Source organism: Desulfoferula mesophila, assembly GCF_037076455.1.
Lineage (GTDB): Bacteria > Desulfobacterota > Desulfarculia > Desulfarculales > Desulfarculaceae > Desulfoferula > Desulfoferula mesophila.
The window spans coordinates 1,192,490-1,207,979 of record NZ_AP028679.1 but is presented as its reverse complement, the minus strand read 5'-3'; the positions used below and the strand labels follow the sequence as shown (position 1 = coordinate 1,207,979).

General features: G+C 65.0%; 13 protein-coding genes and 1 tRNA gene. 4 read left to right on the top strand and 10 right to left on the bottom strand.

Annotated elements, in window-relative coordinates:
* Positions 1-83: 83 nt before the first annotated feature.
* The 3 genes from nusA to AACH32_RS05240 all read right to left on the bottom strand — a co-directional run bounded on the left by nusA (position 84) and on the right by AACH32_RS05240 (position 2,469).
* Entirely contained in the window at positions 84-1,601 is a 1,518-nt protein-coding gene (gene nusA, locus AACH32_RS05250) for a transcription termination factor NusA (protein WP_338605726.1), read from the bottom strand.
* Positions 1,602-1,649: 48 nt separating this feature from the next.
* Complete coding sequence (gene rimP / locus AACH32_RS05245) at positions 1,650-2,126, bottom strand: ribosome maturation factor RimP (RefSeq protein WP_338605725.1); 477 nt, start codon at positions 2,124-2,126, stop codon at positions 1,650-1,652.
* A 267-nt stretch (positions 2,127-2,393) separates the two neighbouring features.
* Positions 2,394-2,469 (bottom strand) — tRNA-Gly (locus AACH32_RS05240).
* Positions 2,470-2,696: 227 nt separating this feature from the next.
* Between AACH32_RS05240 and AACH32_RS05235 the strand changes: the two genes are divergently transcribed.
* Genes AACH32_RS05235 through AACH32_RS05220 form a run of 4 tightly spaced genes read left to right on the top strand, consistent with a single transcriptional unit; the run spans position 2,697 to position 6,855 of the window.
* The gene (locus AACH32_RS05235; protein ID WP_338605724.1) at positions 2,697-3,746 is read left to right on the top strand and encodes a Coenzyme F420 hydrogenase/dehydrogenase, beta subunit C-terminal domain; all 1,050 of its coding nucleotides are present in this window, start codon (positions 2,697-2,699) and stop codon (positions 3,744-3,746) included.
* Complete coding sequence (locus tag AACH32_RS05230; RefSeq protein WP_338605723.1) at positions 3,739-5,658, top strand: indolepyruvate ferredoxin oxidoreductase subunit alpha; 1,920 nt, start codon at positions 3,739-3,741, stop codon at positions 5,656-5,658. Before AACH32_RS05235 ends, AACH32_RS05230 begins: the two co-directional genes overlap by 8 nt.
* Positions 5,655-6,272 carry an indolepyruvate oxidoreductase subunit beta gene (locus tag AACH32_RS05225; RefSeq protein WP_338605722.1) on the top strand — a complete coding sequence of 206 codons (618 nt, stop codon included), beginning with the start codon at positions 5,655-5,657 and terminating at the stop codon, positions 6,270-6,272. The genes AACH32_RS05230 and AACH32_RS05225 overlap by 4 nt, the downstream gene beginning before the upstream one ends.
* Before the next feature lies 1 nt (position 6,273).
* Positions 6,274-6,855, top strand: a complete 582-nt coding sequence (locus AACH32_RS05220; protein ID WP_338605721.1) for a DJ-1/PfpI family protein — start codon at positions 6,274-6,276, stop codon at positions 6,853-6,855.
* A 70-nt stretch (positions 6,856-6,925) separates the two neighbouring features.
* Here AACH32_RS05220 and AACH32_RS05215 read toward each other — a convergent pair whose 3' ends face one another.
* The 7 genes from AACH32_RS05215 to aspS form a co-directional block, all read right to left on the bottom strand.
* On the bottom strand, positions 6,926-7,324 hold the full coding sequence (locus AACH32_RS05215; RefSeq protein ID WP_338605720.1) for a cobalamin B12-binding domain-containing protein: 399 nt from the start codon (positions 7,322-7,324) through the stop codon (positions 6,926-6,928).
* Positions 7,325-7,336: 12 nt separating this feature from the next.
* Positions 7,337-8,992, bottom strand: a complete 1,656-nt coding sequence (locus AACH32_RS05210) for an acyl-CoA mutase large subunit family protein (RefSeq protein WP_338605719.1) — start codon at positions 8,990-8,992, stop codon at positions 7,337-7,339.
* 12 nt (positions 8,993-9,004) lie between these two features.
* Positions 9,005-10,570: an acyl-CoA carboxylase subunit beta gene (locus AACH32_RS05205; protein ID WP_338605718.1), complete on the bottom strand. Its 1,566-nt coding sequence runs from the start codon at positions 10,568-10,570 to the stop codon at positions 9,005-9,007.
* 151 nt (positions 10,571-10,721) lie between these two features.
* Positions 10,722-10,934: an acetyl-CoA carboxylase biotin carboxyl carrier protein subunit gene (locus AACH32_RS05200; protein ID WP_338605717.1), complete on the bottom strand. Its 213-nt coding sequence runs from the start codon at positions 10,932-10,934 to the stop codon at positions 10,722-10,724.
* A 125-nt stretch (positions 10,935-11,059) separates the two neighbouring features.
* Positions 11,060-12,775: a triose-phosphate isomerase gene (locus tag AACH32_RS05195; protein WP_338605716.1), complete on the bottom strand. Its 1,716-nt coding sequence runs from the start codon at positions 12,773-12,775 to the stop codon at positions 11,060-11,062.
* Positions 12,776-13,041: 266 nt separating this feature from the next.
* Positions 13,042-13,500, bottom strand: a complete 459-nt coding sequence (locus tag AACH32_RS05190) for a LysM peptidoglycan-binding domain-containing protein (RefSeq protein ID WP_338605715.1) — start codon at positions 13,498-13,500, stop codon at positions 13,042-13,044.
* 199 nt (positions 13,501-13,699) lie between these two features.
* Entirely contained in the window at positions 13,700-15,490 is a 1,791-nt protein-coding gene (aspS, locus tag AACH32_RS05185; protein ID WP_338605714.1) for an aspartate--tRNA ligase, read from the bottom strand.

Here is a 15,490-nt window from a genome sequence, read left to right as displayed (position 1 = left end):
CTCATTTCCGGCTTCCGGGGCCGCCCCTTGGCGGCCTATGCAGCCCCCCATTGGGGGCGAGTCGGCCTGTCCTCTCGGGCGGCCTATTCTTTGCGTTCCAACTCTGGGGCCTGGTCGGGCTCGGGCTCCTCTTCGGGAGCCGCTACGGGCTCCTCTTCGGGGGCCGCCTCGGCCTCCTCTTCGAGAGCCGTCTCGGCCTCCTCTTCGAGAGCCGTCTCGGCCTCCTCTTCGAGAGCCGTCTCGGCCTCCACCAGGGGCTGGTCTTCGCCGCTGGCCTGCCCGGCCAGCTCGTTCCAGGCCTCGCGCACCGCGGCCAAGGCGCCGGTCTCCTCCGTGGGAGCCGCGGCGGAGGCGGCGGCCCGCAGAGGGGCTTCCTGCAGATAACGCTGGGCGTCGGCGATGAGTTCGGCGGCCCGCTCGGGGGTGATGTCCGGCAGGGCGGCCAGTTCCTCGGGGTCGGCCTCGGCCAGGGCCTCGGCCGAGCCGTAGCCCGCCTGGTAGAGGGTGTCGGCCCCCACGTCGGAGACGCCCACCACGTCCAGCAGCGAACGATAGCCGTCGCGCAGGGACTCGCCGTAGCGGGTCTCGCTCTTCACGTCGATCTTCCAGCCGGTGAGCTTGGAGGCCAGGCGCACGTTTTGCCCGCGGCGGCCGATGGCCAGGCTGAGCATCTCGTCGGCCACGATGACCTCCATGGTCTGGTTGGCCTCGTCCACCACCACCCGGCTGATCTCGGCCGGGGCCAGGGCGTTGACCACGTAGCGGGCCGGGTCCTGGTCCCAGGCGATGATGTCGATCTTCTCGCCCCTAAGCTCTTGCACCACCGCTTGCACCCGGCTGCCCTTCATGCCCACGCAGGCTCCCACCGGGTCCACGTCGCGGTCGTTGCTGGCCACGCCCAGCTTGGTGCGGCTGCCCGCCTCGCGGGCCACGCCCTCGATGGTCACGATGCCCTCGGCGATCTCGGGCACCTCCAACTCGAACAGGGCCTCGATGAAGCCCGGATGGGTGCGGCTCAAGACGATCTGGGGACCGCGGGAGATGCGCTTGACGTCCAGCACGTAGGCCCGTACCCGGTCGCCGGGGCGGTAGCCCTCGCGGGGCACCTGCTCCCGGGGAGGCACCACCGCCTCGGTGCGGCCCAGGTTCACGATGATCGATCCCTTGTCGAAGCGCTGCACGATGCCGTTGATGATCTCGCTCTTGCGGTCCTTGAAGTCCTCGAAGATGATATCGCGCTCGGCGTCCTTCATGCGCTGGATGATGACCTGCTTGGCGCTCTGGGCGGCGATGCGCCCGAAGTCGGCGGTGTCCACCTTCACACCCAGCTCGTCGCCCACCTCGCAGTCGGGGTCCAGGCGATGGCCGTGCTCCAAGGAAATCTGGGTCTCGGGGTCGTCCACCTCGTTAACCACTTCCTTGAACTCGAACACCTCCACCTCGCCGGTGTCGTCGTTGTAGGCGACGTCCACCTCCACCTTGGAGCCCAGCTTGCGGCGCGCGGCCGAACGCATGGCTTCTTCCAAGGTGTTGATGAGAATTTCGCGGTCCAGGCCTTTTTCCCGCGAAACCTGGTCGATCATCCGTTTAAGTTCACTCATTGGGTTCTCCCCAACCTAAGAGCATGGGCGGCGCCGCTCGGCGCCCCCCTAAAAATCAAGGTCCAACTTGGCCTTGGCCACCTGGGCCACGGGCAGGGCCTTTACCTTGCCCTTCACCTCGATCAACACGTCCTGGCCCATGGTGCCCTTGAGCACCCCCTGGACGACCTGAGTACCGCCCTCCGGGGGGCTGACCACCAGGCGGGCGGGCCTTCCCGCGAACAGGTCGAACTCGCGGGGGTCCTTGAGCTTGCGGTTGAGCCCCGGCGAACTGACCTCCAGGCTGTAGGGAACCTCGATGGGTTCCTCCACGTCCAACAGGTCGCTCACCTGGCGGCTAAGCTCGGTGCACTCGATCAGGCTCACCCCTCCCTGGGGCCGATCCACGCAAAGGCGCAGCACCTGGCCGCCGCGCTCGCGCCGCCAGGAAAGCTCCACCAGCACCAGGCCCTCGGAACGCACCACCGGCTCCAACAATTCGCCGAGGCGCTTTTCCATGTCGCTGGCCGGTGCCGTGGGCTCCAAGCGTTTTCCTCCCCCAGGGTGACGAACCGCAATAGCCGCCACCCCGGACCCCGGGGTGCGCCCGAGGCCGTGGACCACGTCAAATCTGTCCGCGCATCGCGGTGGCCCGGAAAAGCCGGCCAGATTGGATCAGGTCCACTAATCGAAGCAAGCTCCCCCGCGCCGGAGGACGGCGCCGGGAAACCCCCTCAAAAAGGGACAACCCAGCCCTGGGTCGCGCGGCCCAGCCGCGGCCCTTAAGCCGGGAATGGTTCGGCTAGGTCAAAGTGGAGCGGGCAACGGGGCTCGAACCCGCGACTTCAAGCTTGGGAAGCTCGTACTCTACCAACTGAGTTATGCCCGCTCATCCCAGAAGAAGGCACCCCGCCGCCACGTCCTCTCTAAAGGACCCGGCGCCCCAGGCCGCCTTCCTCTGAAAGCCGCCGACTCCTAAGAGCCGGTTGTGACATATTATATGGTAAAAAATTCGCTACGCAATAGCTAATAACCGTCAAATGCGGGGCGTTGCTTTTTGGTCACGGCCCTGCTATTGGTGAGAGCGGATTCTATCACCTCCAGGGGAGGCTGACCATGGTCCGACCCGTCGCTTCACCCGCCCCCCAGCCCGCCGCGCTCGGGCGCCTGCTGGCCGAGGTCATCGAGCCCGGCCTGTGCGTGGCCTGCGGGGCCTGCCTGGGCCTTTGCCCCCACCTCATTTTCATGGACGGCCAGGTGGCCGCTCCGGATGCCTGCGGGCTAACCAGCGGCCGGTGCTACAGTTTTTGCCCCGTGGCCCAACGGGACGCCCTGGGCGAAAGCCAGGGGACCCTGGGGCCGGTGCTGGGGGCCTGGCAGGGCCGGGCCACCGCCCCCGACCTGGAGGGCCGGGCGCAATACGGCGGGGTGGTCAGCGAACTGCTGGCCCTGGCCCTGGAGCAGTCCATGGTAGGCGAGGCGGTGGTCACCGCCGCCGGCCTCCGGGGCGCCCCCCAGGGCATCCGGGCCAGCGAACGGGTCGGGGTTTTGGGCGCGGCGGGCTCGGTCTACGCGGGTGGCGGGGCCTTGGGCCGCCTCAACCAGGCCTTGGAAGAGGACGCCTCCCACCCCCTGGCCGTGGTGGGCCTGCCCTGCCAGGTGCAGGCGATCTCGGCCATGCGGGCCGCGCCCCGGCCCAACCCGGCCGCTGAACGCCTCCATCTGGTGATCGGCCTTTTCTGCACCATGAACCTGCCCTGGCGGGGCCTGCGCGACCTGCTGGCCCGCCACGGGGTGCGCCCTCCCCTGGACCGGGCCGACTTCCCGCCCCCTCCGGCGGGCGTCTTCCAGGTCTGGGGCAACGGGGGGTATCACGAAATCCCCCTGGAAGAGGTGCGGGCCCTGAGCTACCCCGGCTGCGCCGGGTGCGGCGACTTGACCAGCGAGGGGGCGGACCTGAGCGTGGGGGCCTGCGAGGGCAAGCCGGGCTGGAACACCATCCTGTCCCGCACCCACGCCGGGACCGGGCTCCTGGAGTTGGCCGCCGGCAAGGGCCTATTGGAGCTGGAACCGGCCGACCCCGCCTCGTTGGAGCATCTGAACCAGGCGGCCGCGGCCAAGCGCAAGCGCGCCGCCGCCTGGAGCGAGGAGCGCCGCCATGGCTGACATCAGCAAGCTGACCCCCGGCCAAAAGGTGCTCATGCAGGGCAACGAGGCCATCGCCCGGGGGGCCTTGGAGGCCGGAGTGTCGCTGGCCGCCGCCTATCCGGGTAACCCCAGCAGCGAAATTTTGCAGACCCTGGCCGACTCGGCGGCCTCGGCGGGCATCTACGTGGAGTGGTCCACCAACGAAAAGGTGGCCTTGGAGAGCGCCGCGGCGGCCAGCTACGCCGGGCTCCGGGGCATGGCCTCCATGAAGCAGAACGGGGTCAACGTGGCCCAGGACTTCATCTGCAACCTGACCATCAGCGGCTCCCGGGGCGGTCTGGTCCTGGTCACCTGCGACGACCCCTCGGGGGTCAGCTCCACCAACGAGCAGGACGCCCGCTTCATCGCCCGCCTGGCCTGCCTGCCCCTTTTGGAGCCGGCCACCCCGGCCGAGTGCCTGCGCCTGACCAAGCTGGCCTTCGAGCTCAGCGAGCAGATCGGCAACCTGGTGGTGCTCAGGGGCCTGGCCCGCCTGAGTCACACCAGGGCCGGAGTGACTCCCGGCCCCCTGCCCGAGGCCCGGCCCAAGCCCTACTGGGACCCCAGCCAACGCTGGTTCACCATCCCGGTGGTGCCCCGCCACCAGGTGATGCTGGATAAGCTGGCCCGGGCCGGAGAGATATTGAGCGCCGCGGGGGTCAATTATTACGACGGCCCCTCGCGCCCCCAGCTCTTGGTGATCGCCAGCGGCTCCAGCCGCCTGTACGCCGACGAGGCCCGCCGCCTGGTGGGCGCGGCCGAGCGGGTGGGCATCCTGCACCTGGGAGCCACCTGGCCCCTGGACCAAGAGCTGATCCTCACCCACCTGGAGCGGGCCGACAAGATCCTCTTCGCCGAGGAGGTGGACCCCCACCTGGAGGGCAACGTCAAGGCCCTCTACGCCCAGCAGGCGCGCCGCCTGGGGTTCAAGGATTTCTACGGCCAGGACACCGGGCACAAGCCGCCCCTGGGCGAGCTGAACCCCAGCCGGGTGGCCGCTTCCCTGGCCGACATCCTGGGCCTGCCCTGGCAAGAGGTGGACCCACACTACCTGGCCCGGGCCCGGGAGGCCCAGGCCCTGGTGGCCCCGCGCCAGGTGGGCTTCTGCCCCGGCTGCCCCCACCGGGCCAGCTTCTGGTCCATGAAGCAGGTCCTGGCCGCCGACGGCCGCCAGGGCATCGTGTCCGGGGACATCGGCTGCTACACCATGGGGGTGTTGCCCACCGGCTTCGAGCGGGTCAACGCGGTGCACTGCATGGGCTCGGGGCCGGGCATCGCCTCGGGCCTGGGCAAGCTCAGGGGCCAAGGCTTTGACCAGCCGGTGATCTCGGTGGTGGGCGACAGCACCTTTTTCCACGCCGCCCTGCCCGCCCTGGTCAACGCCCGCTGGAACAACAGCGACTACGTGCTGGTGGTGTTGGACAACTCGGCCACGGCCATGACCGGCTTCCAGCCTCACCCCGGCACCGGAGCCACGGCCATGGGCCAGGCGGGCACCGCGGTGGACGTGGAGCAGGTCTGCGCCGGGCTGGACCTGCCTTACTCCGTGGTGGACCCCTATGACCTGGAGGCCGCCCAGGAGGCGCTCTACGACGCCCTGCGCAGCGGCGGCGGCCTGAGGGTGCTCATCTTCCGCCGTGCCTGCGCCCTGGTGCAAAACAAGCGGGGCGGCCATCCCTGGCAAGTCAGCGTGGACCCGGAGCTGTGCCGGGGCGAGGAGTGCGGCTGCAACCGCTTCTGCACCCGGGTGTTCCGCTGCCCCGGCCTGGTGTTCGACCGGGCCACGGGCAAGACGGTGGTGGACGAGGTGGTGTGCGTGGGCTGCGGAGTCTGCGCCCAGATCTGCCCGGCCGGAGCCATCCAGGCCCGGCCCAAGGAGGCCGCGGCATGAAAGCGCTAACCCATGATCCCCTGGACATCGTGGTCACCGGGGTGGGCGGCCAGGGCAACGTCTTGGCCAGCCAGGTGCTGGGCCGGGCCCTACTCACGGCCGGCTACGAGGTCACCGTGGGCGAGACCTACGGCCTGAGCCAGCGGGGCGGCTCGGTGATGAGCCAGGTGCGCCTAAGTTCCGGGCCGGTGCTGGGGCCCATGATGCCCGACCACCGGGCCACGGCCATCGTGAGCCTGGAGCCCTTGGAGGTCCTGCGCCTGGTGGGCGTCTACGGCCACCCCGGCGTGGTGGTGCTCACCAACGACCGGCCCCTGCGCCCCCTGGGGGTGCTGGCCGGAGAGCAGAGCTACCCCGAGCCCGAGGAACTGCGGGCCACCCTGGAGGGCCTGTGCGCCAGCCTCTACTGGCTGCCCGCCACGGCGGCCGCCCTGGAGCTGGGCAACCACATCCTGGCCAACGTGGTGCTCTTGGGCGCCCTGTGCGGCCTGGAGCTTTTGCCCATCGGCGCGCGCGAGGTGGAACAGGCCCTGGGCGAGATGTTCCCCGCCTCCAAGATGCCTCCCAACCGCCAGGCCCTGGCCAAGGGTCTGGCCCTGGTAAAAGAGGTTTAGCATGTCCCAGCCCATGACCGCCGGAGTGCTGCTGTTCCACGAGGTGGAGGTCTTGGACTTTGCCGGGCCTTTTGAGGTGTTGACGCGGTCCACCGACGAGGCCGGGCGGCCCTGTTTCCAGGCTTTCATGTTGGGCCCCACCCCGGAGGTGGAGTGCATGGACCGCCTGGTGGTGCGGCCCCATTTCACCCTGGAAGAGGCCCCGGACATGGACATCCTGGTGGTGCCCGGCGGCCCCGGCGCGCGGGTGCCCGAGAACTTGGAACCAATGCTCAGCTTCCTTAAAATGCAGGCCGAGCGGGTGAAGGTTTTGGCCTCGGTGTGCACCGGGTCGTACTGGCTGGCTCGGGCCGGGCTGCTGGATGGCCTAAGCGCCACCACCCACCCTATGCGCTTGAGGAACTTTGCCGCCGCTTTTCCTTCTATAAAGGTAGTGCACGAGAAAATCGTGGATTTGGGAAACATCATCACCGCCGGGGGCGTGGCCTCGGGGGTGGATTTGGGCCTGCACCTGCTGGAGCGTTTTTATGGCGAGGAGGTCAGGAAGCGGGAGGCGGTGCGGCTGGATGGGCCGTGGAAGTAGGCCGCTAGTCTGAAACAAAACGCCCGGGCCCCTCGCGGAGCCCGGGCGCTGCTTTTGCTGGCCGAGCCCGCTAGTCGCGGGACTTCACGTTGGCCTTGATGAACTCCACGATCTTGTGGGTGTTGGTGCCCGGCCCAAACACCTCGGCGATGCCCGCCGCCTTGAGGGCCGGTATGTCCTCCTCGGGGATGACCCCGCCGCCCAGCACCAGCACGTTGTCCATGCCCTTTTGCTTGATCAGCTTCATCACCTCGGGGAAGAGGTAGTCGTGGGCCCCGGAGAGGATGGACAGGGCGATGACGTCCACGTCCTCCTGCAGGGCGGTGGCCACTATCTGCTCGGGGGTTTGCCTGAGACCGGTGTAGATCACCTCCATGCCCGCGTCGCGCAGCGCCGCGGCGATGACCTTGACTCCCCGGTCGTGACCGTCCAGGCCGGGCTTGGCCGCCAGTACTCTTATCTTGCGCATGGCTCGCTCCTCCTAGATGGTCGTGGGGGCCTGGTATTCGCCGAACACCCCGCGCAGGGTGTCGCAGATCTCGCCCAGGGTGGTGTAGCCCCGCACGCAGCTCAGGAAATGGGGCATCAGGTTCTGGTCCTCCTGGGCCGCCGCCTTGAGCCCGGCCAGGGCGGCGTCCACCGCCTTCTGGTCGCGCTGGCCGCGCAGCTGGGCCAGGGCCGCCGCCTGCTCCTCGCGCACCTTGGGGTCCACCCGCAGGAGGCCGCTGGGCGGGGGCTCTTTGACCACGAACTTGTTCACTCCCACCACCACGCGCTCGTTGTCCTCCACCGCCTTCTGGTAGTCGTAGGCCGCTTCCTGGATCTCGCGCTGTACGTAGCCCTGCTCGATGGCCGGCACGGCGCCGCCCATCTCGTCGATCTTGGCGATGTAGGCTTCGGCCCGCTTCTGAATCTCGTCGGTGAGGTGCTCGATGTAATAGGCTCCGGCCAGGGGGTCCACCGTCTCGGTGACCCCGGTCTCGTAGCCGATGATCTGCTGGGTGCGTAGCGCGATGGTCACCGCCTCTTGGGTGGGCAGGCTCAGCGCCTCGTCCATGGAGTTGGTGTGCAGGCTCTGGGTGCCGCCCAACACCGCGCTCATGGCCTGGAAGGCCACCCGCACGATGTTGTTCTTGGGCTGCTGGGCGGTGAGGCTGCAACCGGCGGTCTGGGTGTGGAAGCGCACCATCATGCTCTTGGGGTTTTTGGCCCCGAAGCGCTCCTTCATGATCTTGGCCCACAGGCGGCGGGCGGCGCGGTATTTGGCCACCTCCTCCAAGAACTCGCTGTGGGCGTTGAAGAAGAAGCTCAGGCGGGGGCCGAACTCATCCACGTCCAGGCCCGCGTCCATGGCCGCCTTGACGTAGGCCATGCCGTTGGCCAGGGTGAAGGCCACCTCCTGCACCGCCGTGCTGCCCGCCTCGCGGATGTGGTAGCCGCTGATGCTGATGGTGTTCCACAGCGGCACCTCGGCCGCGCAGTAGGCGAAGATGTTGGTGATGATGCGCATGGAGGGCCGGGGCGGGAAGATGTAGGTGCCCCGGCTGGAGTATTCCTTGAGGATGTCGTTTTGGATGGTACCCCGGAGCTTGTCCGGGCTCACCCCCTGCTTTTCGGCCACCGCGATGTACATGGCCAACAGGATGCCCGCCGGGGCGTTGATGGTCATGGAGGTGGAGACCTTGTCCAGGGGGATCTGGTCGAAAAGCACCTCCATGTCCTTCAAAGAGCTGATGGACACGCCCACCTTGCCCACCTCGCCCCGGGCCAGGTCGTGGTCCGCGTCGTAGCCGATCTGGGTGGGCAGGTCGAAGGCCACGCTCAGGCCGGTGGTGCCCTGGTCCAGCAGATAGCGGTAGCGCTGGTTGCTCTCTGCGGCGGTGGCGAAGCCCGCGTATTGGCGCATGGTCCACAGGCGGCCCCGGTACATGGTGGGCTGCACCCCGCGCGCATAGGGGTATTCGCCCGGCAGGCCCAGCTTTTGGGCGTACTCGTCGCCGGGGTCTTCCGGCAGATACACCCGCTCTATGGGCAGGCCGCTGAGGGTGGTGAATTGCTTTTTGCGTTCCGGGCGCTTGGCCAGCATCTTGTCCACGCCGGCCTGCCACGCCTGAAGTTGTTCCACGAAACTGCTCATTATACTTCCCCCTTACAGAGGCACGTTGCCGTGACGGCGCTCGGGGCGGAAGGTGCGCTTGGTCTTTAGCACCTCCAGGGCCCGGATCAGCTTGCTGCGGGTCTGGCTGGGTAGGATGATCTCGTCGACGTAGCCCAGCTCGGCCGCGCGGTAGGGGCTGGCAAACTTGGCCCGGTACTCGCTCACCAACTCCTGGTAGGTGGCGTCCTTGTCTTCGGCCTTTTCCAGCTCGTGGCGGAAGACGATGTTCACCGCGCCCTCGGGGCCCATCACCGCGATCTCGGCGGTGGGATAGGCGAAGTTCACGTCCGCGCCGTGGTGTTTTGAGCCCATCACGTCGTAGGCTCCGCCATAGGCCTTGCGGGTGATGACCGTGAGCAAGGGCACCGTGGCCTCGCAATAGGCGTAGATCAGCTTGGAGCCGTGGCAGATGATGCCCCCGTACTCCTGCTGCACCCCGGGCAAGAACCCCGGCACGTCCACGAAGGTGACCACCGGGATGTTGAAAGCGTCGCAAAAGCGCACGAAGCGCGCCCCCTTGCGGCTGGCGTCGATGTCCAAACAGCCGGCCAGTTGCATGGGATTGTTGGCCACGATGCCCACCACCATGCCCGCCAAACGGGCAAAAGCGGTGATCATATTCTTGGCCCAGCCCTTGCTCACCTCGAAGAAACTGTCCGCGTCCACCACGGTCTTGATGAGCTTTTTCATGTTGTAGGGCATCTTGGGATTGTCGGGAATGAACTCGTCCAGCTCGGGCGCGGTGCGGCTGGCGGGGTCGCCGGAGTGCTTTTCCGGGGGCTTTTGCTCGTAGTTGGAGGGCAGATAGGACAAGAGCTTGCGCACCATTTTCAAGCATTCGGCGTCGTCGGCGGCCATGAATTGGGCCACGCCGCTTTTGGTATTGTGCACCTTGGCCCCGCCCACCGTCTCGCTGGTGACCGTCTCGCCGGTCACCGATTTGATGACCGCCGGACCGGTGATGTGCATGTAGGAGGTCTGATCCACCATGAAAATGAAGTCGGTGATGGCCGGCGAATACACCGCGCCCCCGGCGCAGGGGCCCATTATCGCGCTGATTTGAGGGACCACTCCGCTGGAGAGCACGTTGCGCCTAAATATCTCGCCGTAGGAGCCCAGGGAGACCACGCCTTCTTGAATGCGGGCCCCGCCCGAGTCGTTGAGCCCGATCACCGGGGCTCCGGCCTTTACCGCCAGGTCCATGACCTTGCAGACCTTCTCGCCAAAGGGGCCCGAGAGGGAGCCGCCGAACACGGTGAAGTCCTGGCTGAAAACGAAAACGGGGCGGCCGTTGACCCGGCCGTAGCCGGTGACCACCCCGTCGCCGGGAATTTTGCTTTTGTCCATGCCAAAGTCGGTGCAGCGATGCACCACGAAACGGTCGAACTCCTCGAAAGTGTTGGCATCCAAGAGAGCCTCTATGCGCTCACGGGCAGTCATCTTACCCTTGGCGTGCTGGGCCTCGATGCGCTTGAGGCCACCACCCAGGCGAGCCGCCTCGTCGCGCTTTTTAAGATCTTCGATCTTTTGCTTGGTGGTGACCGGCACGTTGTCCATTGCGAAATTCTCCTACGTTTTATTCCAAAAAATGTTGTGGTGTAAGATTCCAGGAAGCGAAAAAGCGTTACTCAAAAAGTTCGCGGGCTGTCCAGTCGGGTTTTAATCCGTCCGGACAGCCCGCGGTGGCTGACATTGGCTGAGTCGCCGATTAACTGAGAACCACCAGAACCTGCTCAGCTTCCACGGTCTGACCGGCCTCTACTTTGACTTCGGCCACGGTTCCATCGTCCTCGGAGAGGATGGGCATTTCCATCTTCATGGCCTCGAGCACGGCCACCTCATCGTCCTCGCCGATCTGGTCGCCGACTTTCACCGAAACCTTGATGACTTTGCCACCCATGGGTGCTTTAATTTCTGCCAAGGTATTCCTCCCTATGAAAACCTCGAGGCTAGCGGCCTCAATGTAAAAACAAATCGTCTAGGCTAAAGACCACCGAAGAATAGACCGAGATACTCATACTTGTCAAGAAATATGCCCCGCGGACCCTACTCTTCGGCCTTTTCCTCGGCCTCTAGTTTGGCTAGATCCTCGAAGCGGATATCCGCGCCCAAGACCCCCACTATGGTGTCGTTGTCGTCGCGCACCGGGCCGCTCATGGTGATGCACAAGGCCCCGGTGATCTTGCTGCTGTAGAACTCGCTCACGTGCAGCTTGCCGTCCTTCATGGGACCTATGAACCAGTTGCGGTCGCTGAAGTCGGTTTCCAACTGGGTGCCCGAGTATTTGGCCCTATCCACGATGTTGGTGATGTTCCTGGTGATTTTGTAGCCTTGCGGGTTTACCACGTACAGGAACTGGATAAAGGGGTTTTTGTCCAAAAATTCCTGCAGCACCGGCTCCATGACCGCCGGGGCCAGGGTCTTGAGCTCGGGACGATCGATGAGCTGGGCGCCCAGATCCAGGGCCAGCTGCTTAGCCCGGTCCTTCAAGCGATCGAATTCGCTGAGGAACAGCTCGGGCAGGTGCTTGCGGGCCACCACCTCCAGCTCGGAGTTGCCGATGGAGGTGAGGCGGCCTTCCTCATATTGTTCCTGCACCCAGTTGTTGATCTTGATGATGCCCGGATGGCGCTTGTCCACCGCCCGCTCCGGGGCCAGCTTCAGGCGCTGGTTCACCCAGTGGGCGATGGCCGCGGCCCCGCTCTTGTCGGTGATGGCGATGGTGTAGGGCCGGCCCAGTATCTTTTCGGTGTCGAAAATGTTGTAGATTTCCGGGTTCTTCACCATTCCGTCGGCGTGAATGCCCGCCTTGGTGGAGTTGAAGTCGCGGCCCACGAAGGGGGTGGTGGGAGCGATGCGGAAACCGATCTCTTTCTCGAAATACTCGGCCAACTCGGTGATGAGCCGGGTGTCCATGCCGTCGGCCTTGCCCCGGAGGGAGATGTACTCGATGACCAGGGCCTCCAGGGGCGTGTTGCCGGTGCGCTCTCCAAAGCCCAGCACCGTGGCGTTGGCCCCGGCGCAGCCGTTGAGCCAGGCGGTGGAGGCGTTGATCAGCACCTTGTAGAAATCGTTGTGGCCGTGCCACTCCATGAGCTTGCCGGGGCAGTCGGCGTCGTCGATCATGGTGCGCACCAGCTTGTCCACGCTGCGCGGCAGGGCCGCGCCGGGATAGGTGACCCCGTAACCCATGGTGTCGCACAGGCGGATCTTGATGCCTATGCCCGACTCCTGACGCAGCTTGGCCAACTCCAGGGCAAAAGGCACCACGAAACCGTAGATGTCGGCCCGGGTTATGTCCTCGAAGTGGCAGCGGGGGATCAGGCCCAGGGAAAGGGCGTCCTTGACCACCCCCAGGTATTTGTCCAGGATCTTGGCCCGGGTGGTGTTCATCTTGTGATAGATGTGATAGTCGCTCACCGAGGTGAGGATGCCGGTCTCCTTGAGACCGAGCTTCTTGACCTCGGCCAATTCTTCCTTTTTGGCCCGCACCCAGCCGGTAATTTCCGGGAAGCGGTGCCCCAGGGCCAGGCATTTTTCCACCGCCTCCTTGTCCCGTTGGCTGTAAAGGAAGAACTCGCTTTGGCGAATTATTCCCTTGGGCCCGGACAATTTGTGCAGCATATCGTAGATGGCCACGATCTGTTTGGCCTTGTAAGGCGGGCGAGCCTGTTGGCCGTCACGGAAGGTGGTATCGGTTATAAACCACTCGTCGGCCGGGGTCAGAGGCAGCAGCTTATGGTCGAAATCAGTGCGGCACACTTCGTCGTAGGGGAAAATATCTCGAAATAATTGCGGTTGGGCAACGTCCACTAATTTTAAATAATCGGGCTGATGTTTGTGATCCAACACTCTGCGGCTATTGTTCCAGTTCGCCATCTCGCACCTCTTTTGCGTGCTATAAAGTTTCCCCACCGCAAAAAAATACCGGAAGGGAGCGCCCTCGTCAAAGAGCGCTCCCTTCGGTATGGGTCGTACTTTGCAGTAACGGGCCGCCCGAAGGCGGCCCGCTGAATCCGGTTCGGAGCTTACTTAGGCGGGCAGTAGCGCTTGGCTCCCTTGGGAGGCATATACTTGGGGAACTTCATGGAGCACTTGCGCGCGTCGGCCTTGTCGGCGTCGCTGATCGAACGAGGCACGGTCAACACGGTCCCAACCTTAAGCTTGTTGGGGTCTTTGATCTTGTCTTTGTTGGCGTTGTAGATCAAGCACCACAGCCAAGGATCGTTGTAAATCTGCGGCTTGGCGGAGATGCTCCACAGGTCGTCGCACTTTTCCACCGTGTAAGTGGTAGGCAACGCAGGCGCGGGGGCGGGCTTTTCCGTCACAGGCGCGGGCTTGGGAGGACTCCACTTCTTAACGGCGGGAGGCGGAGGGGGCGCCTGGGGCGGAGCCTTTTCCACTCCACACAAGTTGGCGCAACCACCCAGCAGGCCCAAAGCGGCCAAGACGGCCATCCAGGGCAACACTTTTTTTAACCTGGTCATTCCCATATCCTCCTTATTGTTCCTCCCAAGTAGCGAGGTTCAGAGTCCGGCTGCCTATCCGCTTCCATTAGCGGTGTGTAGAGTTACTCAGCCGTAAGTTGCCACGTTTTAAGCTCTAAAAGCAATTTTAGGCCTGATAGCAACCTCAAGTCAATAGATGGTGCAAATTTAAAGGTTACTATAAGCCTACAATTTTTTATCAATCCGCCTTTTCCACGCGCAGCCCCAACTCCAAAAGTTGACTCGCGGCGACCCGTGAGGGCGCCTCGGTGAGGGGGCAAGAAGCCTTTTGGGTTTTAGGAAAGGCTATTACCTCGCGGATGGAGGGCTCTCCGGCCAAAATAGCCACCAACCGGTCGAAACCCAGGGCCAAACCGCCATGGGGCGGCGCTCCGTAGGTGAGCGCCTCCAACAGGAAACCGAACTTCTCCTGGGCCTCCTCGTCGGAAATGCCCAGGGCCGCGAAAACCTGCGCCTGCACGTCCGGCCGGTGGATACGGATGGAGCCGCCGCCCACCTCGCTGCCGTTGAGCACCAGGTCATAGGCCCGGGCCTTAACCTTGCCCGGATCGCTGGTCAAAAGCTCCAGGTCTTCCTGGCGCGGGCTGGTAAAGGGATGGTGCATGGCCTCCCAGCGTTTCTCGTCCTGGTTGTATTCCACCATGGGGAACTCGGTGACCCAGCAGAAGGTCAGGCCCTTGTCCTTGTTCAGCTCGAACCGCCGGGCCAGTTCCAGGCGCAGGCGGCCCAGGGACTCGTGCACCACGGCGGGCACGTCGGCCCCGAAGAACAGGATGTCACCCTCCACCGCGTCCAGGCGCTGGTTGATGGCCTGTTGCAGTTCGGGGGTGAAGAACTTGGCGATGGGGGATTGCCATTCGCCCTGGGGCTTGATCTTCACCCAGGCCAGGCCCTTGGCCCCGAAATCGGCCACGTAGCTGGTCAGGTCGTCCAGGTCCTTGCGGCTCAAGGCGGCCATTTGCTTGCCGTTGATGGCCTTGACCAAAAGCCCCTTGGCCGCCGCGGTGGCGAACAGCTTGAACTCGGCGCCGGCCACCAGGTCGGTAACCTCGGTGAGCTCCAGGCCGAAGCGCACGTCCGGGGCGTCCAGGCCGTAGCGGCTGATGGCCTCGTCGTAGGTCATGCGGGGCACCGGCAGGCTCACCTGCTGGCCGGTGGCCTCCATGACGATGTTCGCCACCAGGCCCTCGGTGAGGTCCATGACGTCGTCCTCGGCCACGAAGCTCATCTCCAGGTCCACCTGGGTGAACTCGGGCTGGCGGTCGGCCCTGAGATCCTCGTCGCGGAAGCAACGAGCGATCTGGTAATAGCGCTCCACCCCGCCCATCATCAGAAGCTGCTTGAAAAGCTGGGGCGACTGCGGCAGGGCGTAAAAGCTGCCGGGGCTCACCCGGCTGGGCACCAGATAGTCGCGGGCCCCCTCGGGGGTGGATTTGGTGAGGAAGGGGGTCTCCACCTCCAGGAAGCCGTTTTCATTGAGATAACGCCGGGCCGCCGCCGCCGCCTTGTGGCGAAGCATCAGGTTGGCGTACATCTCCGGCCGCCGCAGGTCCAGATAGCGGTACTTCAGGCGGATGTTCTCGTTGACCTCGATCCACTCCTCCAGCATGAACGGCGGGGTCTTGCTGGGGTTGAGGATCTCGAACTGGTCCACGTAGACCTCGATGCCTCCGGTGACCAGGTTGGGGTTGGTCATGCCCTCGGGCCGTTCACGCACCGTGCCCTTGAGGGCGATGCAGAACTCGCTGCGGATGGTGTGGGCCCCGCTGTGGGCCCCTTCGTCCACCTCCGGGTTGAACACCACCTGGGTGATGCCCTCGCGGTCCCTGAGGTCCACGAAGATGAGCCCGCCATGGTCGCGGCGGCGCATGGCCCAACCCATGAGAACCACTTGGCTGCCCACGTCCTCGAGGCCCAACTCGCCGCAGGAGTGGGTGCGTTTCAGGTCGTATACGAATTGTTCAGACAA